The 18999-nt window shown below is 60.7% G+C and carries 20 protein-coding genes and 1 pseudogene; 9 read left to right on the top strand and 12 right to left on the bottom strand.

What is annotated here, in order from left to right:
• Window positions 1-31 precede the first annotated feature (31 nt).
• The 4 genes from KVU_RS14375 to KVU_RS14360 all read left to right on the top strand — a co-directional run bounded on the left by KVU_RS14375 (window position 32) and on the right by KVU_RS14360 (window position 4230).
• Complete coding sequence (locus KVU_RS14375) at window positions 32-1003, top strand: Bug family tripartite tricarboxylate transporter substrate binding protein (protein WP_013368481.1); 972 nt, start codon at window positions 32-34, stop codon at window positions 1001-1003.
• Window positions 1004-1076: 73 nt separating this feature from the next.
• Window positions 1077-1535 carry a tripartite tricarboxylate transporter TctB family protein gene (locus KVU_RS14370; RefSeq protein ID WP_013368480.1) on the top strand — a complete coding sequence of 153 codons (459 nt, stop codon included), beginning with the start codon at window positions 1077-1079 and terminating at the stop codon, window positions 1533-1535.
• Window positions 1535-3034 carry a tripartite tricarboxylate transporter permease gene (locus KVU_RS14365; RefSeq protein WP_060486318.1) on the top strand — a complete coding sequence of 500 codons (1500 nt, stop codon included), beginning with the start codon at window positions 1535-1537 and terminating at the stop codon, window positions 3032-3034. Before KVU_RS14370 ends, KVU_RS14365 begins: the two co-directional genes overlap by 1 nt.
• A gap of 266 nt (window positions 3035-3300) precedes the next feature.
• Window positions 3301-4230 carry a LysR substrate-binding domain-containing protein gene (locus KVU_RS14360; protein WP_013368478.1) on the top strand — a complete coding sequence of 310 codons (930 nt, stop codon included), beginning with the start codon at window positions 3301-3303 and terminating at the stop codon, window positions 4228-4230.
• On the opposite strand, the gene KVU_RS14355 is transcribed toward KVU_RS14360, so the two are convergent.
• The 5 genes from KVU_RS14355 to KVU_RS14335 form a co-directional block, all read right to left on the bottom strand.
• Window positions 4227-5957: an ATP-binding cassette domain-containing protein gene (locus KVU_RS14355; protein WP_013368477.1), complete on the bottom strand. Its 1731-nt coding sequence runs from the start codon at window positions 5955-5957 to the stop codon at window positions 4227-4229. The two genes, KVU_RS14360 and KVU_RS14355, sit on opposite strands and share 4 nt — an antisense overlap.
• The gene (locus KVU_RS14350) at window positions 5957-6829 is read right to left on the bottom strand and encodes an ABC transporter permease (RefSeq protein ID WP_049776499.1); all 873 of its coding nucleotides are present in this window, start codon (window positions 6827-6829) and stop codon (window positions 5957-5959) included. The genes KVU_RS14355 and KVU_RS14350 overlap by 1 nt, the downstream gene beginning before the upstream one ends.
• 12 nt (window positions 6830-6841) lie before the next feature.
• A complete protein-coding gene (locus KVU_RS14345; protein WP_013368475.1) occupies window positions 6842-7852 on the bottom strand; it encodes an ABC transporter permease in 1011 nt (336 codons plus the stop codon).
• A 67-nt stretch (window positions 7853-7919) separates the two neighbouring features.
• Window positions 7920-9431, bottom strand: a complete 1512-nt coding sequence (locus KVU_RS14340) for an ABC transporter substrate-binding protein (protein ID WP_013368474.1) — start codon at window positions 9429-9431, stop codon at window positions 7920-7922.
• Between the two features lie 30 nt (window positions 9432-9461).
• Window positions 9462-10781 (bottom strand): LLM class flavin-dependent oxidoreductase, encoded by a 1320-nt coding sequence (locus KVU_RS14335; RefSeq protein ID WP_013368473.1) that lies wholly within the window; start codon window positions 10779-10781, stop codon window positions 9462-9464.
• A 747-nt stretch (window positions 10782-11528) separates the two neighbouring features.
• Between KVU_RS14335 and KVU_RS14330 the strand changes: the two genes are divergently transcribed.
• From KVU_RS14330 to KVU_RS14320, 5 genes and pseudogenes are all read left to right on the top strand, one after another.
• Window positions 11529-13154, top strand: coding sequence for a flavin monoamine oxidase family protein (locus tag KVU_RS14330; RefSeq protein WP_013368471.1), 1626 nt, complete (start codon window positions 11529-11531; stop codon window positions 13152-13154).
• A gap of 1 nt (window position 13155) precedes the next feature.
• Window positions 13156-13374, top strand: a complete 219-nt coding sequence (locus tag KVU_RS16305; protein ID WP_014538252.1) for a c-type cytochrome — start codon at window positions 13156-13158, stop codon at window positions 13372-13374.
• Window positions 13371-13421 (top strand): annotated as a pseudogene (locus KVU_RS16300) (c-type cytochrome); the annotation flags it as partial. The gene KVU_RS16305 and the pseudogene KVU_RS16300, both read left to right, overlap by 4 nt.
• Window positions 13422-13550 carry a hypothetical protein gene (locus tag KVU_RS16380; protein ID WP_014538251.1) on the top strand — a complete coding sequence of 43 codons (129 nt, stop codon included), beginning with the start codon at window positions 13422-13424 and terminating at the stop codon, window positions 13548-13550.
• 74 nt (window positions 13551-13624) lie between these two features.
• On the top strand, window positions 13625-14110 hold the full coding sequence (locus tag KVU_RS14320) for a RidA family protein (RefSeq protein WP_013368469.1): 486 nt from the start codon (window positions 13625-13627) through the stop codon (window positions 14108-14110).
• 187 nt (window positions 14111-14297) lie between these two features.
• Here the strand turns inward: KVU_RS14320 and KVU_RS14315 are convergent, their stop codons facing one another.
• From KVU_RS14315 to KVU_RS14285, 7 genes are all read right to left on the bottom strand, one after another.
• The gene (locus tag KVU_RS14315) at window positions 14298-14594 is read right to left on the bottom strand and encodes a PRC-barrel domain-containing protein (protein WP_013368468.1); all 297 of its coding nucleotides are present in this window, start codon (window positions 14592-14594) and stop codon (window positions 14298-14300) included.
• Between the two features lie 140 nt (window positions 14595-14734).
• The gene (locus KVU_RS14310) at window positions 14735-15472 is read right to left on the bottom strand and encodes an ABC transporter permease (RefSeq protein ID WP_013368467.1); all 738 of its coding nucleotides are present in this window, start codon (window positions 15470-15472) and stop codon (window positions 14735-14737) included.
• A complete protein-coding gene (locus KVU_RS14305; RefSeq protein ID WP_013368466.1) occupies window positions 15469-16404 on the bottom strand; it encodes an ABC transporter ATP-binding protein in 936 nt (311 codons plus the stop codon). Before KVU_RS14305 ends, KVU_RS14310 begins: the two co-directional genes overlap by 4 nt.
• A complete protein-coding gene (locus KVU_RS14300; RefSeq protein WP_014538250.1) occupies window positions 16401-17360 on the bottom strand; it encodes an ABC transporter permease in 960 nt (319 codons plus the stop codon). The genes KVU_RS14305 and KVU_RS14300 overlap by 4 nt, the downstream gene beginning before the upstream one ends.
• Window positions 17318-17539, bottom strand: coding sequence for a hypothetical protein (locus KVU_RS14295; RefSeq protein WP_164928161.1), 222 nt, complete (start codon window positions 17537-17539; stop codon window positions 17318-17320). The genes KVU_RS14300 and KVU_RS14295 overlap by 43 nt, the downstream gene beginning before the upstream one ends.
• A 5-nt stretch (window positions 17540-17544) precedes the next feature.
• Complete coding sequence (gene osmF, locus KVU_RS14290) at window positions 17545-18444, bottom strand: glycine betaine ABC transporter substrate-binding protein OsmF (RefSeq protein ID WP_013368464.1); 900 nt, start codon at window positions 18442-18444, stop codon at window positions 17545-17547.
• 67 nt (window positions 18445-18511) lie between these two features.
• Window positions 18512-18790: a hypothetical protein gene (locus KVU_RS14285; RefSeq protein ID WP_236953168.1), complete on the bottom strand. Its 279-nt coding sequence runs from the start codon at window positions 18788-18790 to the stop codon at window positions 18512-18514.
• Between the last annotated feature and the right edge of the window lie 209 nt (window positions 18791-18999).

The raw sequence follows: 18999 nt of genomic DNA, 5'->3' as shown, positions 1-18999 counted from the left end.
AAATCGAGTTTGCGACAGAGGAGGTTAGCAAATGAAATTCCAAAGCATCACCACCGCGGCAGCAGCGGCTTTGATCGCTTGTGCCAGCGCCGCTGCGGCGCAGGATTATCCGCGCGGCAATATCACATTCACCGTGCCCTTTCCGCCGGGCGGCGGGACCGACATTCCGGCGCGCATGATCGTGGACAGTATCTCGCGCCAGACCGGATGGACCTTTGTCGTGCAGAACCAACCGGGTGCGGGCGGTAACATCGGCCTTGCGCAGGTGGCACGCACCACGCCCGATGGCATGAATATCGGCATGGGCCAGACGTCGAACCTGGCCGTGAACCCGACGCTGTATCCCGATATTCCCTATGACGTCTTGAACGATTTCACGCCGATCGCGGTTGTGACCTCGCAGCCGATGGCGATTGTCACCCATGCCGGATCGCCGTTCGAGACCTTTGCCGATGTGATCGAGGCGGCCCGCGCCGCCCCCGGTGATGTGCTGTATGGCACCCCCGGCGCTGGCACCGTCGCGCATCTGTCGGTCGAGCTGCTGTCGACGGAAAACGGCCTCGAGATGGCGCATGTCCCCTATCCGGGTATCGCACAGGCGATCAGCGATGTGATGGCGGGCGGCGTCGATATCTATGTCGGCAGCGTGCCCAGCGTTTTGCCGCATATCCGTTCAGGCAGCCTGCGCGCGCTGGCGGTGACGGCGCCCGAACGCAACCCCGCCCTGCCCGAAACCCCGGCTGTCGCCGAATTCGGGTTCGAGGGTTTCAACACCGCCGATTGGAAAGCGATTGTCGGCCCCGCGAACCTCTCGCCCGAGGTGGTTGCCACGCTGAACACCGCCATCAACGCCGCCCTCGAAGATCCGACCCTGCGCGCCGCGCTCGAGGCAGAAGGCAGCGTCGTTGTCGGTGGCACCCCAGAAGAATTCCAAGCCTTCCTTGCCGAACAGGTTGAAACCTGGGCCGAGGTGGTGCGGGCATCGGGCGCGACGGTCAACTGACCCTATCCGCAATTCACCCCAAAGATGCCCCGGTTATCCGGGGCATTTCCCGTTACATTCCATGGAGGTCGGCATGTCAGACCGCAGCTATCCGGACATCATTGCCGGCGTGATCATCGCTGTTTTTGGCACGATCGTCGCCGTTTACGCGGCAACCCATTACAATATTGGCACCGTGCGGCGCATGGGGCCGGGGATGTTCCCTACGGCCCTTGGCGTCATTATCGGGGTGCTAGGCGTGTTGCTGACGCTGACGGCGGCCCTGCGCATGATTCCCGCCGAGCGCATCCCCGAAATTAACTGGCGCGCCGCTGTGCTGGTGCTGACCTCGGTCGTGCTGTTTTCGGTGCTGATCAATACCGCAGGCCTGTTCCCGGCGGTCATCGCGGTGGTTGCGACATCGGCCTATGCGGACAAAGGCGCGACGGTGAAAACCACGGTGATCCTCAGTGCGATCCTCAGCGTGCTGGCCTTTTTGATCTTTAAATTCGCCCTCGGCATGAACTTTAAGTTGATGGAGTGGCCCTTCTGATGAGCTATCTGGACAATGTCCTTTTGGGACTGGAAACCGCCCTTAGCTGGTACAATCTGCTGTGGTGTTTTGTCGGGGTGTTTCTGGGCACGCTGCTGGGGGTCATTCCCGGTATCGGCGTGCTGGCGGCCATTTCGATGCTGTTCCCGCTGACCTTTCAGCTTGAGCCGACAGCCGCGCTGATCATGTTAGCAGGCATTTGGTATGGCACCAGCTATGGCGGAAATACGGCGTCGATCTTGCTGAATGTGCCGGGGTCGCCGTCAAATGCGATCACCTGCCTTGACGGCTATCCGATGACCAAACAGGGCCGCGGCGGCATTGCATTGTTGATGACGACGGTTGCGTCCTTTGTCGGCGGCTCGGTCGGGATCATTCTGCTGATGGCCTTTGCCGGCACGATCAGCGCCTATGCGCTGAACTTTTCATCGGCCGAGTATTTCTCGCTCATGCTGCTGGGGCTGGTGGCCGCATCGAATATTTCCAACGGCTCGATCGTCAAAAGCCTGATCATGGTGGCGCTTGGCGTGCTGTTCGGGCTGGTCGGCAGCGATATCTATACCGGTGCGCGTCGGTTCGATTTTGGCGTTCTGGATCTGGCCGATGGTATCAACCTGATCGCCCTTGCGATGGGATTGTTCGGTGTATCCGAGGTGATCGCCAGCATTGGCAAGGTTAACGGCAAGGATGTCGATCCCAAATCGGTCAGCCTTTCGGCGATGAAACCGACGCGCGATGATATGCGCCGCTCGTGGATGCCGATGGTGCGCGGATCGTCTATCGGGTCGTTCTTTGGCACGCTGCCGGGTACCGGCCCTTCGATTGCAGCTTTCATGGCCTATGCGATTGAAAAACGCGTCGCAAAGCAGCCCGAGCGGTTCGGCAAAGGCGCGATCGAAGGGATTATGGCGCCCGAATCCGCCAATAATGCCGCTGATCAGACCAGCTTCATCCCCACCCTTGCCCTGGGCATTCCCGGCAGCGCGACCATGGCGCTGATGCTGGGCGCGCTGATGATCCATGGCATCGCGCCCGGCCCGCAGCTGATGACCGAGCAACCCTCGCTGTTTTGGGGGCTGGTGATGAGCTTTTGGATCGGCAACGTGCTGCTGGTGATCCTGAATGTGCCGCTGATCGGTGTCTGGGTGCGCCTGTTGATGGTGCCTTACAACTGGCTGTTTCCGGCGGTTTTGATGTTCATCTGCATCGGCACTTACAGCGTGAACAACAGTGCGTTCGATGTGCTGCTGGTGATGGCATTTGGCGGGCTTGGCTATGCGCTGCGCGTGCTGGGGTTTCCGCCGGCGCCGATGCTGCTGGGCTTTGTGCTGGGCCCGATGATGGAAGAGCATTTCCGCCGCGCCATGCTGCTGTCGCGCGGTGATTTCGCGACCTTTATCGACCGTCCCATCAGTGCGGTTGTATTGGGCTTTACGCTGTTGATCCTGCTTTGGGGGTTCAAGCCAATGCTGATGCGCAAGCGCAGCACATCTGCCTGATGCCTGTGGGGCGGCGCCGATGGGTGCCGCCCCACATAGCGTATATCTTGCGCGTATGATCGCAAAGGCGATCGATTGTTCTCTTGCCGGCCCACAAATCAATACGTCCAAACTATTCCAATTCGGGCGATTATCTGTGAGGTTTCTTGCGTGATCCATCCACCGGAAAAGCAGCAATACCGGTCCCATCGCGATGGGACTGCTGCGCTTTCGATCCGATGGCAATCGCGTGCATTGGCAGGGTGCACCAGATCACAGGAGCGGTGATGCGTGCGAACAAGGCAAATTTGGAAATAAATCTGCTGCGCACCTTTGTGACCGGCGTGCAACTGGGTAGCTTTTCGCAGGCCGCCCAACAGATCGGGCGCACGCAATCCGCGATCAGCTTGCAGATCAAACGGTTGGAACAAATCACAGGGGTGCGTCTGCTGGAAAAACAGGGGCGCGGCCTGATCCTCAGCCCGACGGGCGAGACCCTCTATCGCTATGCGCTGCGTATTTTGGATATGAATGACGAGGTGGTCGCGACGCTGCGGTCACAGGATGTTGCGGGCGAAACCCGCCTTGGCATTCCGCCCGATGTCGCTGAAATCTGCTTGCCCAAAGTCTTGATGCGGCTGGCGCATACCCATCCCGAAATGCTGGTCGAGGCGCGCGTTGATCGTAACCGTAAGCTGATCGAGGATCTGGTCGCAAAGGCGCTGGATATCGCAGTGGTGTGGCGCAACGAACAACAGGTGGATAACGACGACAGCGCTTTGCACTATCGAGATATCTCTGCCTATACAACGGATTGGATTGGCGCGCGCGCCACACGGCTGGTGCCGGGCGCGCCGGTGCCGCTGGTGTTGATGGGCGCGCCTTGCATGTTCCGTGATCGTGCGATTGCGGCTTTGGATGCGGCAGGTATTCCTTGGCGCCTTGCCTTCACCAGCACCAGCCTGACGGGCATATGGGCTGCGGTCGAAGCGGGGATCGGGATCACCGCCCGCACCGCATTGGGGCGCCCGCGCGGGGTGCATCCGGTCTATAACCTGCCCAGTGGTACGCCTTTGCCTGCGACATTGGGCACGGTACGGCTGCGCGCGATCATGCGCAGCGATATGCCCAGTGCCACCGCCCGTTTCGTGATCGAGCTGCTCTCGGTGCTGGACAGCCAGTTGACGGGCCCGCCAGACGACGAGGGCAGCGCTTAAAGCTGCTCTAGCGCGCGGCGCAGGGCCTGTCGTTTTGCGCGATCCGCCCGGCGATCCGATCCGCCGTTCAGAACCGGGGCAGAGCCGACCAGCAGACGGGTATAGGGGTGCTGCGGCCGATTGATCACCTCGGGCGTGGGGGCGTATTCGACGATGCGGCCACGATACAGCACCGCCACACGATCCGTGACCCCCGCAACCGATCCCAGGTCATGCGAGATAAAGACCAAGGTTGTGCCCCCCGCGCGCAACGCATTCAGTATTTCCAGAACTTGCACCCGATTGGCCGCGTCCAATGCACTGACAGGCTCATCCAGCACCAAAATGGCAGGCGCGGTTACCAATGCCCGTGCCAGCAGAACACGCTGGCGCTGGCCGCCCGACAGCTCGCCGGGGAAACGCTGCAGCAGCTCTGCCGCCAGATCGACCCGCTGGATCTGCGCCGCGATGCGGGCATCGATCTGTGCGCGCGGCAGCCCCCGCAGCAGCAGCGGTTCGGCCAAGGATTGGGCGATGGTTGCCTCGGGGTCGAGGCTGCGCAGCGGATCTTGAAAAACATACTGGATCACGCCGCGCCGCCGAAAATCGCGCCATTGCGCGGGCGTGAATGCGGTGACCTCTTCGCCATTGATACGGATCTGACCCGCGCGCGCCTGCACAAGGCCGACCAGCGTGCGTGCCAATGTGGTCTTGCCTGAGCCGGTCTCGCCAATGATACCAACGGCGCTGCCAGCGGTGACGCGCAGATCGATCCCGTGCAGTACGGATTTCGCCTGCCGCCCCTGCCCCAGACTGACCGACAGGCCCGTCACGGCAATCGCATCGCGGGCGGTCTCATCACCTGTGGGCAGGTCGGGCGTGCCATCCAAGAACCGCTCGAGCCCGTATTGCGCATGTTCCGAGATCAGCAGCTTTGTATAGCTGTGGCGGGGGTGGTGCAGCACCTGCCGGGTGGGCCCATGTTCCACCACTTCGCCCGCGCGCATCACCAGAACCTCGTCGCAGATCTGCGCGACAACCGCCAGATCATGCGAGATGACGATCAACGCCAGCCCGTTCTTGTCTTTCAGCTCGACCAGCAGGTCGAGAACCTCGGCCTGCACGGTCACATCCAGCGCGGTCGTCACCTCATCCGCGATCAGGATCTGCGGGTCCAGCGAGATGGCGGCGGCGATCAGCACGCGCTGCAACATGCCGCCCGATAGCTCAAACGGATATTGGTTGAAGACGCGTTCGGGGTCATGCAGACGCACATCGCGCAGCATTTGCAGGGCATGTGCATTGGCCGCGCGGCGGTTCAGGCCCCGCTTTAGCCGCAGCGTTTCGGCGATTTGCGGGCCGACATGCGCAGAAGGGTTCAGATAAGATCCCGGATCTTGGAAAATCGCGGTCAGCGAAAGGCCACGCAGCGCCGTCCACTGTTTGGGTGTCAGCGCCGCGGCATCCTTGCCAAATAGCGCAATCTGGCCAGCCGAGACGGTAAAGAGCTGCGGTAGAATGCCCAAAATCGCGCGACATGTCAGTGTCTTACCAGAACCAGATTCGCCAACGATCCCGATCACCTGCCGTGGATGCAGGCTGAAAGATACGCCGCGCACCTGATCCTCGCCGGTTGCCAGATTGCCAATATGCAGGTCTGCCACCTGCAGCAGCGGTGTGCTGTCGCGCGGTGGCTGGGGCCCTGCGGCGATATGGTCTTGCGTTGAAAGCGGGCGATTGAACGACATCAGTTCCCTCCGGTTGCGGTTGCGGGCATGGGCGCGGTCTTGCGGCGCAACAGCAAACTGCGCCCCGCCTCGCCCGTCACATCGCGGATCACATCCGCCAGCAGGTTAAACGCCAGCACCGTCAGCACGATTAGCACGGTGGTGAAAATGGGCGCATAGGGCCGAAAGCCCAGATAGCCGAGGTCAGAGGCCAGCACCCCGCCCCAGGTCGGCGCGGGCGGCTGCACGCCAATCCCAAGGAATGTCAGGCTAGAGACGACCACAAACCCGGTGCCCATTGTATTTGCAAGCGCCACGGCAATGGCCGGCATCACCTTTGACCAGACATGGTGGCGCACGATCCATCCGGTCGAGGCCCCCGATAGCATCGCCGCCTCGACATATTGCGCGCGCGAGATGCCCAGTGTTGCGGCACGCGCCACGCGGTAAAAGACCGGCGAGACCATCACCCCGACCACCAGCATCGCCTGCGGAATGGCATTTCCTAGAAGGGCTGTGACCGCGACGGCGAACACCAGAAACGGCAGTGCGATCAATGTGTCGACCAGCCGCAAGGTCAGCCATTCAAAGCTGCGCCCCAGGTAGACCGACAAGATCCCCGGAATGGCACCCACCACCAGCGCGATGATGGCCACCTGAACCGATCCGAACACGCTGATGGTCGATCCCGCCAGAATGCGGCTAAGGACATCACGGCCCATATAATCCGTGCCCAGCCAATGCGCGGCGCTGGGATGGGCCAGCACCGCCGCAGAGCCGCGCAGCGGATCATAGGGCGCCAGCCACGGGCCAAAGACCGCAAGCGTCAGGATAAAAAGCAAGAAGAGGATCGAGATACGCCCGGACGGCAGCGACCAGATTTTGCGGATCATTGGCATTTCCCCCTAAACGCCGCGCGCCGCAGCGGGATTAAGCCGCAAGAGCAGCAGGTTGATCAGCAGGTTAAAGGCGACAACCAGCACGATGGCGACAACCAGAACGCCCTGCACCGCCGGCACATCGCCGCGATTGGCGCTATCGGCTGCGAATTTGCCATAGCCTGCGAGGCCAAAGACCGCCTCGGTCACCACAGCGCCGCCCAATAGATTGGGGAATTTCATGCCCAGCATGGTCAGCGCGGGCCCGCTGCCGCCCCGCAGCGCCTGTGTCCAAAAGACACGCTCGGGCGAGAGGCCGCGCACAATCGCGCCGGTGACGTAATTTTCGCGCTGCGCCTGCACAAGGCCGGCCCGCAATTGGCGGGCAATATCCGCAACCGTGTCAAAGCTGAGCGCGATGGCGGGCAACCACAGGTGATGCAACCACAGACACACACCCCCGCGCCCGATCGGGACATATCCGGCCGAGGGAAACCAGTTCAGGCCGACGGCGAAAATTGCGACCAGCGCTGTGCCCACGACGAAAGGCGGCATAACCCCCATAAAGGTGGTGAAGGCCGTAATGCCGCGATCGACCCAGCTACCTTGCAGACGCGCCGATAGCACGCCCAGCAAGAAACCCAAGACAACGCCAATGATCAGGGCCAGACCCGCAACAGACAGGCTGACCGCCGCGCGTGCCGCCAACAGCGCCGATACGCTGGCCCCATTATACCAACTGCGGCCCAGATCACCGACCGCGATCCCGGCAAGCCAGCTGAGATATCTTTCCCACAGGGGGCGATCCAGACCCCATTCATGTTCCAGCGCCGCAATCGCTTCGGGTGTCGCGGATTCGGCCAGTTGCAGATGCGCGGGGCTAAGACCGCTGAGGGCCTGCAGCCCGAATGTCACCAAAGTTGCGAAAAAGAACACGGTCACGAACACCACGATCATCTGTCCGATGACACGCAGCGTTGCGCCGATTGCGGTGCCAAACCATGGGCGCGGTGCAAAAGCAGGGGGCAGTTCAGTCATCGGTCAGTCCCGTCGCTGTATCAATGTAACGGCGCAGGACGCTGCGCCGTTACAGGGGTGAAGGCTGTCAGTCAGAAATCCGCACGCCGGTCAGGTGGATCTGTCCGGGGATCAGCGGCGGGTCAGAAACCCGCGGCGATTTCACGATGGTGACCGGCAGCGAAAAGGTGAAGACCAAGGCCCGGCTTTGCAGCGCGGCGCGCGTGGCGGCTTGCAAATTGGCGGCATAATCCGGGGAATCGAGGGGAGTTTCGCGGGCCAGCTTGATCGCCTCGTCAAATCCCTCTGGCACATAGCCGCCCGACAGGTTCAGCGGCCCACGTGGCCCGAAATGCGCCGTTAACGTCTGGACCGGGGACTCGCGCCCTGTCGTCGAATAGGTCGACAGAGCCAGGTCTTTGCCAAAGAATGGCGTCGCCCAGTCCGCGATTACCCGCAATTGGGCGTTGATGCCAATCGCCGCCAGCTGGGCTTGCAACAGCTCGTTCGTGGCTTGGCCGGTGCCGGGCTGGTTGCGCACGGCAAAATCCACCGTGATATCGCCGGGGCCAAAGCCCGCATCGGCCAAAATCTGACGCGCCAGCGCGGGGTCATAGGGCCACAGATCGGCGGATTGGGGGTCATAGGCGACGTAATGGGCCGGGAAAGGCTGCGTCGTGGGCGTCCCTGCCCCAAAGGTGACAACGTCGACCAGCTCTTGGCGGTTGATACCGTGGCGGATGGCGTCAACAACCGCCGGGTTGTCAAAGGGCGGGACATTTACATTGATGCTGAGGTTCCACGCCGAATAAACAGGATAGGCAATGACATCCAGCCCGGCGCGCCGCGCCAGATCAGCCTGGCTTGGGGCAAGACCATAGGCAAAGTCATACACACCGGTTTGCAGTGCTGCGACCAATTGCGAGGGCTCGGGCTCGGCATAAAGCTCGACACGGTCGATAAAGATATTCTCGGCATTCCAATAGCCGTCGAATTTCTCAAAGAAGATATGGGATTCCGGGACGTATTCGACGACACGGAATGGGCCGGCACCTACCGGCCATTGATTGAGCGCGGCAGGATCTTCGGCGGCCACGGGGCTGGTGATCTGCGCCACGCGGCTGCCCAATAGCAGCGGGATCTGGTAATCCACCTGCGTCAGATGCAGCGTGACATCGGTCTCGCTATCGGCGGTGATCTCGCGGATCGAGGTAAGATCGCCCGCCAGCGCCGAATTGGTCTGTGTCTGTGCCCGTTCAAGATAGCGTTTCACCGCCTCGGCGTTGACGGGACTGCCATCGTGAAAGGTCAGGCCCGGACGCAGGTGGAATGTGACCTGATCCCCCGCCGCGTTATAGGTCCAGCTTTCGGCCAAACCGGGTACAGCATTGCCGTTTTCGTCGATTTCGGTCAGCGGCGCATAGGCCAGATAGGTTTGGTTAAACCCATAGCCGCTGCCCTGCACGATCGGGTCCCAATGCGGCACAAGGGGCGCAGCCCACCGCAGCACTGACGGATCGTCTTGCGCCGCCGCGCCGCTTGCGCCGAAGGCCAGCGCGATTCCCGCAACAAAACCGGCCAATTTCATTCTATACGCCATGATCCTAATCCCTTGTTTTTATGAAATACATCACGCGTTTGTCGGAATGCGCAGACCCAGATTGCCGCGCAGTGTCGTGGCCTCGTAATCCGTGCGGAAATAGCCGCGCGCTTGCAGGATCGGGATGACCTCGTCGGTAAAGCGGCGGAAATTGGCGGGGTGCCCCAGCCGTACATTCAGCCCGTCAAACGCCTCGGCGTCGAACCAGCGGATAATCTCGCGCGCGACCGTCTCGGCGCTGCCGACAAAGGCCCCGGGGTGCGGCTCGCGGATATGTTCGATCATTTGGCGCAGGGTATAGCCCCGCGCGACCGCAAGCTCGGTCAACTGCTTTGACCGGGTGAAAAAGCTGTTGCGCGCATATTCCAAAGCGCCGACCGGAAATGGCGCATCAAGATCGTATTGGCGGAAGTCATGCCAGCCGAACGAGCGGCCGAATTCGGCCAAAGCCTGATCAAAGCTTTGATCTGCAAAATGATAATGACGCTCGAGATCGCGGGCCTCTGCATCGGTATCGCCGACGACAATTTCCGCGCCGGGCAGGATGACAATCTCGTCCGGTTGGCGGCCATAGGCTGCGGCGCGCGATTTGATATCTTTGTAAAACGCCTGCCCGCTTTCCAGCGAAGCGGCATGGGTAAAGATCCCTTCGGCCACGCGCGCGCCAAAATCACGCCCCTGATCGGAATCGCCCGCCTGAAACAGCACCGGCTCGCCCTGTGCCGAGCGTTCGATATTCAGCGGGCCGTCCACGCGGAAATACTGTCCCTTGTGGTTAAGGGGTTGCAGCTTTGAGGGATCAAGGAACTGACCGGTGCTGCGGTCGCGCGGGAAGGCACCATCGTGGTAAGACTTCCACAGACCTTTGGACACCTCTACATGTTCCAGCGCGCGGCCATAGCGGGTATCGTAATCGTAATGATCCTCGCGGTTGTAGTTGCGCGCGGTGCCCGCATCGCCGCTGGTCACCAGATTCCAGCCCGCACGCCCATGGCTGATCAGATCAAGCGACGCCAAACGCCGCGCCACGTTATACGGCTCGTTATACGAGGTTGTCAGCGTCCCGACCAAACCCAGATGCTTTGTATGGGTCGCCAGCGCCGACAGCAGGGTCAGCGGCTCTAGCCGGTTCAGATAATGCGGCGGCGAATGGGGTGTGATGAACTGGCTGTCGACAATAAAGATCAGATCGAATTTCGCAGCTTCGGCCTGTTTGGCGATCTCAATGAACCAATCAATATTCACACTGGCATCGGCGGGGATCTCTGGATCAAGCCAGGTGTTATGTTTCGACGGGCCGCCCGCGCCCATTGGCACCAGCCCAAGCTTGATCTGCCGTTTCGATGTCATTTGCGTCTCCGTGTTGATCCAAAGGCGGACCCCACGCAGCGAAAGACGGTCGCGACAGGCCCGCTGCCCATGATTTGGACAGGTGTTTCGCCGATCTAGTCAGCCGATCATCCGCGCTTCAAATGAGTTATCATTGCGCGATCAATGATTATTTTTAATGGGTTGATTGGTGTCGTTTGGCCGTTCCAGCAGAAAAACTTCTTACTGAATTCCGGGATTGACCGACCATTTCCCACTCAGGCGCGGATAAACCCATGATAAAAATTTGTAGCTCGCCTGACGCCAATGCGGATGAGAGCCCATTTTAGGGCTGCGCGTGCGCGCGGCACGATATGCGATTCGCGCAAGGCCGCACCGGCATCTGCGAAATTCCCGTCACCTGCGGTGGATGAAAAGCCTTGAACGGCGCTGCGGTGTGCAGGTGCCCTTGGGGCGGCCCATGCCGATATTTTTATCGCTGCGACCTGATCCAGTTGGGTGGATGTGACGCGTCACCGCCGCGGCCGGCGAATGGCCTGCAAGGAGCGAATGCCGCCCAGAATCTGATATTTCGCCGCGCAGCAACAACGGATCATAGGAGAATATCATACTTCTATGCGTAGTTATTGGTCGCAATTCTTCTAATTGCACGTTTTAGACAGATATATTTTTTCTGATCGCAAAAATATTCAGCACAACCCGTCTTGACATAATGTCGCATGTGACAAACTGTCACGCCTAGCTATTTTAGCCAAGAAGGAAGACGTTATGGATGAAAGATCCGCGCAGCAGGTTGCGCAAACCGCCGACACCCCCCCGACAAGACGACAGTTTTTGACCATGGTTGGCGCCCTGGGCGGCGCGGCTGTGATGTATCAGGTCATGGGGATGATGGGCATGGCGCATGCCTCGCCCTATGCCGGTAAAATCGATCTGGGCAGTGCGCCGCCCAATACCAAAGTGCTGGTGCTGGGCGCGGGCATCGCAGGCATGGTCGCCGCGATGGAGCTGCGCGATGCCGGTTATGAGGTCGAGGTGATCGAGTTCCGTGACGTGGCCGGCGGCCGGTGCTGGACGCTGCGCGCGGGCGACACCTATGAAGAACTGGGCGGCTTCGTCCAGACCGTCGATTTCGCTGAGGGCAACTATTTCAACCCCGGCCCGTGGCGCGTCCCCTATAACCACTATGGTATTTTGGACTATTGCCGCCGCCTCGGCGTCGAGATGGAGGCGCTGATCCAGATCAATAACAATTCCTATCTGCATTCCGCGACAAAGTTTGACGGCAAGCCGATCCGCTATCGCGAGATCAATTCGGATTTCCGCGGCCATATCTCGGATCTGCTGTCCAAGGTCACGAACCAGGGCCTGCTGGACGAGGTGCTGAGCGACGCCGACAAGACCAACCTGCTGGCGGGCCTGCGCACCTTTGGCGGGCTGGATGCGGATAACGCCTATCTGCAGTCGAACAACGCCAGCGCGCGGCGCGGCTATGAGCGCGCCCCGGGTGGCGGTGTGGACGGCGCGCCGATCGCGAACGATCCGATCGAACTTTCCACGCTTCTGGACTCCGGCCTGTGGCGCTCGCTTGCCACCAGCGAGGCGCTGAACGGCTCGATGCCGATCTTCCAGCCCAAAGGCGGCATGGATATGATTGCCCGCGCGATGGCGGCGAACCTTGGCGATCTGGTCAAATACAACAAACGCGTCATCCGGATCAATCAGGACGACAGCCAAGTTACCGTGACCTATCAGGACATGGACAACGGCGGCGCCGAGGTCACGACAACCGCGCCTTACTGCGTTTGCACGATCCCCTTCTCGATCCTCAGCAAGATCGAGCACGACTTCTCGGACCCGCTGTGGGAGGTCATCGACTCGATGTACTATGCCTCCTCGATCAAGGTTGGGATCGAATTCAAGCGCCGCTTCTGGGAAGAGGACGAGCATATTTACGGCGGGACGACCTATACCGATTTGCCCATCGCGCAGATCTCGTATCCGTCGAACGATTATCTGTCGAACAAGCCGGGCGTGCTGCTGGCCGCCTATGCCTGGGGCGCGACGGCCTATCAGTTCTCGTCCATGGCGCCCGAGGAACGCATCCAGCGGACGCTGGATTTTGGCGCACAGATCCACCCGCAAATGCATGACGAGTTCAAAGCAGGCGTTGCCGTTGCATGGCACCGCGTGCCGTGGACACATGGCTGCTATGGCCAGTGGCGCGATAAAGAGGCGCAATATCAAGACGCTGTCGCGATGGACCGCCGCGTCGTCATGGCGGGCGAGCATCTGTCCTATCTGCCCGCATGGATGGAGGGGGCCGTGCTGTCGTCGCTGGACGCCATCACCCGCCTGCACGCCGTCGCAACCGCCAATGCAGGAGAGCAATAAGATGCGCAGCCTCGTTTTGATCGCAGCAAGCTGCATCCTTGCCACCGCTACGGCCGCTGCCGCCGATGACAGCCAACGTTGGTTCGAAAGCGGCTCAAAGCTGACGCAGCAAACCGGCGAAGGCATCTATAATGCCGTTTGCGCGGGCTGCCACATGCCCGATGGCGCAGGGGCGGTGGGGGCGGCCTCTATCCCGCGCTTGCCGGTAACGCTGCGCTGACCGCGCCTGACCGGTCGATCTACATCACCTTGCATGGTCAGGGCGCAATGCCCCCCTTGGGCGCGCTGCTGGATGACCAGCAGGTCGCCGATGTGGTGAACTATATCCGCACCGCTTTCGGGAATGCCTTTGCCGATCCGGCGGCAACGCCCGAAATGGTCTCCGCCGCGCGGTGACCCGTTGGCCCGGCGCCCGCTCCCTCGGTGCCGGGCCAGCATCCCTCCCCAAGAACTGAAAAAGAGGTTTGACGATGAAAACGCTTGCTGTCGCCGCCGCGATCGCGCTTGGCTTTGCTGGCACGGCCACTGCCGAAGTGATCCGCCACACCACGCCCGGATCGACTTTTCCGATCCTGCGCGCTGTTGAAATTCCGCCTGATGCGACGCTGGTTTATCTCAGCGGTGTGGTGCCGGGCGTCACGAACGAGGCCGCAGCCCCGAACACCCCCGAGGCCTTTGGCGATACCGAGGCGCAGACGGTTTCGGTTCTGAACCGCATCACCGCCAATCTGACCGACCTTGGCATGACGATGGGCGATGTGGTGAAAATGCAGGTCTATCTGGTCGCCGACGATAGCGGTGCGATGGATTTCCAAGGGTTCATGGATGGCTATGTCCAATTCTTTGGCACGGATGCCCAACCCAACCTGCCGACCCGCTCGGTCTTTGAGGTCGCGGGTCTCGCCAATCCCAACTGGCTGGTCGAGATCGAGGTCGTCGCCGTGCGCAGCGAGTAAGACCAACCGCCGTGCCATCGTTCATGCGTGTTGATTTGTGCAGTCTGAAATATCGCGCCGCGCCTTGGGGCGCTGTGGTTCGTAAAAGATTGTGGTTTTCAAAAGATAAGGTCAACGCCCTTGGAACGCGTCAACAGCCGCCCATTCCCGAAAGGTATGAGCGGCTGTTGCCTTGTTCGGTCGTCTGTCAGTGACGATGCTCGGGCAGTGCCTTTAGCTCGTCCTTGGTCCAGCGGGTCAGTGCATGAACGGTATTGTCCTCGTCACGCATGAAATCCAGATCGCTTGCCAGTAAGGCGACGGGCTTTGCGCCAATGCCCAAAAAGCCACCGATGTCGACAACGACATGCGCGCCGCTGCCTTGACCGTGTACTTCGGATACATGGCCGATCTTCTCGTCTGCGGGGCCGTAGATGGTTGCACCATTCAGCACAGCCTCGGTCAGCTCGGTGTCGTTCAGGCGGATATGTCTGGTATGGTCCATGGCATTTCGCTCCTCTCACGTCATGATCTTCTGTAAAAGAAACGTTTTCTGATCAGGAAAGTTCCCTCGCTGCGATTGTCTTGTGTCTTTTTGGGCCTGATATATTTACATAAGTGACTGATAAAAAAACAAATTATAATCTAATCAGACCTCACGCCTCTGTACTGAAAACATGCGGCCAAAACGCCCAGCGATCCGTGGATGATCAGGGCAAGCGCTGCGGTTAAAAGCGCGCCTTGCAAGATGAAGGCCTGATTGTTCAGGTTCAGCCCCGCGATAATCACCTCGCCAAGGCTGCTTGCCGCGACGGTCGAGCCGATGGTCGCCGTCGATATGGCAATGACCGCTGCGATGCGGATGCCGGCGATGATCAGCGGGGCGGCAAGGGGCAGGTCGAGGCGCCAAAAGATCTGCAATTCGGACATGCCCATCGCGCGCGCCGATAGTCGTGTTGCGGTGGGAACACCGCGCAGCCCTGCCAGCGCATTCTCGAAAATGGGCAAAAGGCTATAGAGGAAAAGCGCCGTAATCGTCGGCCATGTTCCGAAACCCATCAGCGGCACGCAAAGCGCCAGCACGGCAACAGGGGGGATGGTTTGCCCCAGATTGACCAGCGAACGCGCGATGGGCAGAAACGGCGCACCCGCCGGACGGTTCACCAGAGCCGCCACCGCAACGGCGAGAAGCGTTGCCGGAAGGACCGCAAAGGCCACCATGCCGATATGGGACAATGTCAGCGCCATCATGCTGCTGCGATCATACAGAACGGGGCCATTCGCCGGCGCAACCAGACCGATGAGGGGCGAGAAGAGCGGCGGCCAGATGATCATGGCTGCGGTGATGATCATGCCAAGGATAAGGCCGATGTAGCGTCTCATGTCGGGCGCCCCGCCTGTATAACGTCGGATAACTCAATACTGCCAATCACTTGCCCCGTATCGTCTGCCATCGGGACTTGGCTGCGGCCAGACCAGATCATCGCAGCAAGCACTGCTGCAAGTGTGCTGTTTCGGGGTAGAGCCTCGCCCGCGGCGGGCATATCGGTGATCAGCGGGGCTGCAGGCAGCAGGGCAAGGTGGCGAAAGGCGCGCTCGCTCTCCGTGATCAGCGCCCGGACAAAGGCATTCGCCGGATGGGTGATAATACGGTCCGGCGCATCGCATTGCACGATCCGTCCCGCATCCATCACGGCAATCCGGTCCGCCAGCAGCATCGCCTCGCCCATATCATGGGTGACCATCAGGATTGTGGTTCCAGAGGCGCGATGCACATCGCGCAGCACCTGCTGTGCATCGGCGCGAATGACAGGGTCCAGCGCCCCGAACGGCTCGTCCATCAGCAGCACATCCGGCGCGGCTGCAATCGCGCGGGCGACGCCCACACGCTGCGACTGGCCGCCGGAAAGCTCATGCGGATAGCGACCGGCAAAGATACTTGGGTCAAGCTGCAGCAGTCGCATGACCTCGTCAACGCGTGCATCTATACGCGCCCGCTGCCAGCCTAGCAGTTGCGGCACGGTGCCGATATTGCGGCGCACGGTCCAATGCGGGAACAGGCCGTGATCCTGGATCACATATCCCATCTGGCGGCATAGCGCTGCCTGCGGCACGGATCGGGTCGATTGGCCGTTCAGCAGAACCTCTCCGCCATCGGGTTCAACCAAGCGGTTGACCATGCGCAAAAGCGTGGACTTGCCCGAGCCCGAGGTGCCGACAATCGCGGTGATCGAGCCGCGCTCGAGTGTAAGCGACACATCATCGACCGCGCGCATATCGCCAAAACTTTTGGTCAGGTTCCGAATTTCAATCATGACGGCACCTTTGCGGTAAAAACGATCAGCACATCAAAAATCTTGGCAATGATTGCGGCAAGAATGACCGTCGGCAGCGCCCCCAGCAGCACCAAATCCATCGCCCCCTGCGCAAGGCCTTGAAAGACGAACGTGCCAAGCCCGCCCGCGCCAATCAGCGCGCCAACAGTCGCAAGGCCGATGGATTGCACCAGCACGATCCGGGCGCCGGTCAAGATGACAGGCAAGGCAAGCGGCACATCGACCTGCCACAGACGCTGGCGATCCGTCATTCCCATCGCGCGTGCCGCATCCTGCACCGACGGGCTGACGGCTTGCAGGCCGCTGACCGTATTCGCCACGATGGGGAGCAGTGCATAAAGTGTCAGTGCCATGAATGCAGGCGCAAACCCGATGCCTTTGATCCCGAGGGCCGCAGCCAAGGGCAGGTTATTCGCCATCCAACCCAGCGGCAGGATCATCAGTCCAAACAGCGCAATCGATGGCACGGTCTGAACCGCCGTCAGCGCGCCCAATGTTACGCCGCGCCATCTTGCGCGCATATGCAGGAACAGCCCCAGCGGGATACCGATCAAAAGCGCGGCCGCGAATGCGCCAAATGTCAGGAAGAGATGGGTATTAATCTCGCGCAGGAAGGTGCGGGCGCGGGCGTGATACTCCGCGACCACCGATATGTTGTCGAACAGTCCCGTGGCGGCCAAAGCCGCAACCACGCCGATCAACCCAAGCCCGATGCACAGGCGGAACAGCTCGGACGCGCCGCTGCGTGTCAGGCTATCTGCCGTCCAAAGCCCCGCAACACTCAGCCAGATCCATAGGGCCGGGCCGATGGACACGCGCCCATATTGCCCAAGATCTGCCGCGATCACCGTCGTGCCCAGCCCCGCGATCAGCAGTGTCGCAAGTAACGCCCCTAGGGATAGGGCAAGGCGCAGGGGGGCTTCCGCGCGAGGCACATTGCGACAATCAGCACGATGGCGCCCGCGAACAGCGCCGGCCCGTAGGTTGGAAAGGCATCGAACAGGCTACGCGGCTCGGCAGCAGAAATGCGCGAGGCCCGCGCCCCGAAGGCCGCGAACCCGAAGGAGGCCAGTGCTGGCAGGCCCAGCACCAGCGAGAGCGGATCAAGACGCATCAGCTTCAGTCGATAAAGGCGTTTTCCGTCAACCAGTCACGGGCGACATCCTCGGCCGGAACGCCTTCGACCTGCACACGCCCGTTCAGCATCTGTAGCGTTTCCAGCGAGAGGGCGGAAAAGACCGGATCGAGCAGCGTTTCAATCTGGGGGTATTCGTCCAGAACGGCACTGCGGATGATGGGCGCAGGCTCGTAAACCGGCTGCACATGCAGATCATCCTCCAGCACCTGCAGGCCCGAGAAGGCGATCCCCCCGTCGGTGCCATAGACCATGGCCGCATTCGCGCCACTGGTTTGCTGTGCGGCGGCCTGGATCGTTGCCGCCGTATCGCCGCCCGAAAGCACAATCAGCTGATCCGCCGTCAGTGTGAAATCATAGGCGGTCTGAAACGCAGGCAGGGCGGGCGGCGAGTTTACGAATTCGGCAGCCGCCGCAAGTTTCACCGTGCCGCCGTCGCGGATAAAGGCGCTAAAGTCGGAAAAGGTGGTGATGCCATTCGCGCTTGCCACATCCTGACGGAGCGCAATGCCCCAGGTGTTATTTGCCGGCGCGGGTGTCAGCCAGACGATCTGATTGGCGGCAAAATCCAGCTCTTTGGCGATCTGATAGGCCTGATCGGCGTCCTGCCAGATCGGCTCATCGGCGCGATCAAAGAAATAGGCGGCATTGCCGGTATATTCGGGATAGATGTCGATCTCGCCCGCCAGCAGGGCCTGACGCATGATCGGTGTGCCGCCCAGTTGGACGCGATCTTGCGTCGGGATGCCGGCATTTTCCAGCACCGCAAGGATGATATTGCCAAGGACGCCGCCTTCGGTGTCGATTTTGGAGGACACAACGACATCGGCGGCAGCCGCACCGGTCAGGCCGATCAGCGCAAGAGAAGCCAAAGCAAGTCTCATAATGATATCCTTTCGAGGATCGCGTGTTGTGATTGAATCGGCATCTGTCCCGCCGAAAAGATTTACCTTACTTTGCGCTTTCATCTTCGCCGGGCGTGCGCGTGGATCTGTCAAACTGTAGAAACAAAGCACCGAGCGCCTCATTCGCCTGCGTCTTCTGAACGAAGAAAACCCCCTCAATCATCGGCAATAGCGGGTCATCCTTGATCAATACATCATGGACTACGTTCGATTTCGCATCAAAACGATCTTGTCGGATCGGATGAAACATCCTGCCGCTTGTCCCCACAATCACGATAGTCGGAATCGATGCTGAAAAAGAGACCGTTCTTGCGATAGCGCGCATATGGCACCTTTTGAGGCGTTTCGCATAACCCGCACCCTGCCGACATCGCGCGTCGATAGGACGGGCAGCAACTGCGCAACTAACGCGGGAAAGGCTTGGGCGGTTCCCGCAATGGCTGCACTGTTTTCCTTGGCAAGGCGCCTTCGGCAGACGGCTGTGACGCCCCCGATAACAGGATGCTGCCGCTCGCCTCCTATGCTCCACAGCCT

The organism is Ketogulonicigenium vulgare WSH-001 (assembly GCF_000223375.1).
GTDB classification, from domain to species: Bacteria; Pseudomonadota; Alphaproteobacteria; order Rhodobacterales; family Rhodobacteraceae; genus Ketogulonicigenium; species Ketogulonicigenium vulgare.
The sequence above is the reverse complement of the archived record's forward strand: the minus strand, read 5'-3'. Positions and strand labels throughout refer to the sequence as shown.

What these genes read in the sequence shown, in the direction of transcription:
- KVU_RS14315 (WP_013368468.1), bottom strand. Translation starts at nt 14,594, where the DNA reads ATGGACCATACCAGACATATCCGCCTGAACGACACCGAGCTGACCGAG.
- KVU_RS14360 (WP_013368478.1), top strand. Translation starts at nt 3,301, where the DNA reads ATGCGTGCGAACAAGGCAAATTTGGAAATAAATCTGCTGCGCACCTTT.
- osmF (WP_013368464.1), bottom strand. Translation starts at nt 18,444, where the DNA reads ATGAGACTTGCTTTGGCTTCTCTTGCGCTGATCGGCCTGACCGGTGCG.
- KVU_RS14285 (WP_236953168.1), bottom strand. Translation starts at nt 18,790, where the DNA reads ATGCGCGCTATCGCAAGAACGGTCTCTTTTTCAGCATCGATTCCGACT.
- KVU_RS16305 (WP_014538252.1), top strand. Translation starts at nt 13,156, where the DNA reads ATGCGCAGCCTCGTTTTGATCGCAGCAAGCTGCATCCTTGCCACCGCT.
- KVU_RS14320 (WP_013368469.1), top strand. Translation starts at nt 13,625, where the DNA reads ATGAAAACGCTTGCTGTCGCCGCCGCGATCGCGCTTGGCTTTGCTGGC.
- KVU_RS14335 (WP_013368473.1), bottom strand. Translation starts at nt 10,781, where the DNA reads ATGACATCGAAACGGCAGATCAAGCTTGGGCTGGTGCCAATGGGCGCG.
- KVU_RS14365 (WP_060486318.1), top strand. Translation starts at nt 1,535, where the DNA reads ATGAGCTATCTGGACAATGTCCTTTTGGGACTGGAAACCGCCCTTAGC.
- KVU_RS14295 (WP_164928161.1), bottom strand. Translation starts at nt 17,539, where the DNA reads ATGCGTCTTGATCCGCTCTCGCTGGTGCTGGGCCTGCCAGCACTGGCC.
- KVU_RS14310 (WP_013368467.1), bottom strand. Translation starts at nt 15,472, where the DNA reads ATGAGACGCTACATCGGCCTTATCCTTGGCATGATCATCACCGCAGCC.
- KVU_RS14375 (WP_013368481.1), top strand. Translation starts at nt 32, where the DNA reads ATGAAATTCCAAAGCATCACCACCGCGGCAGCAGCGGCTTTGATCGCT.
- KVU_RS14305 (WP_013368466.1), bottom strand. Translation starts at nt 16,404, where the DNA reads ATGATTGAAATTCGGAACCTGACCAAAAGTTTTGGCGATATGCGCGCG.
- KVU_RS14350 (WP_049776499.1), bottom strand. Translation starts at nt 6,829, where the DNA reads ATGATCCGCAAAATCTGGTCGCTGCCGTCCGGGCGTATCTCGATCCTC.
- KVU_RS14340 (WP_013368474.1), bottom strand. Translation starts at nt 9,431, where the DNA reads ATGGCGTATAGAATGAAATTGGCCGGTTTTGTTGCGGGAATCGCGCTG.
- KVU_RS14355 (WP_013368477.1), bottom strand. Translation starts at nt 5,957, where the DNA reads ATGTCGTTCAATCGCCCGCTTTCAACGCAAGACCATATCGCCGCAGGG.
- KVU_RS14330 (WP_013368471.1), top strand. Translation starts at nt 11,529, where the DNA reads ATGGATGAAAGATCCGCGCAGCAGGTTGCGCAAACCGCCGACACCCCC.
- KVU_RS16380 (WP_014538251.1), top strand. Translation starts at nt 13,422, where the DNA reads ATGCCCCCCTTGGGCGCGCTGCTGGATGACCAGCAGGTCGCCGATGTG.
- KVU_RS14345 (WP_013368475.1), bottom strand. Translation starts at nt 7,852, where the DNA reads ATGACTGAACTGCCCCCTGCTTTTGCACCGCGCCCATGGTTTGGCACC.
- KVU_RS14370 (WP_013368480.1), top strand. Translation starts at nt 1,077, where the DNA reads ATGTCAGACCGCAGCTATCCGGACATCATTGCCGGCGTGATCATCGCT.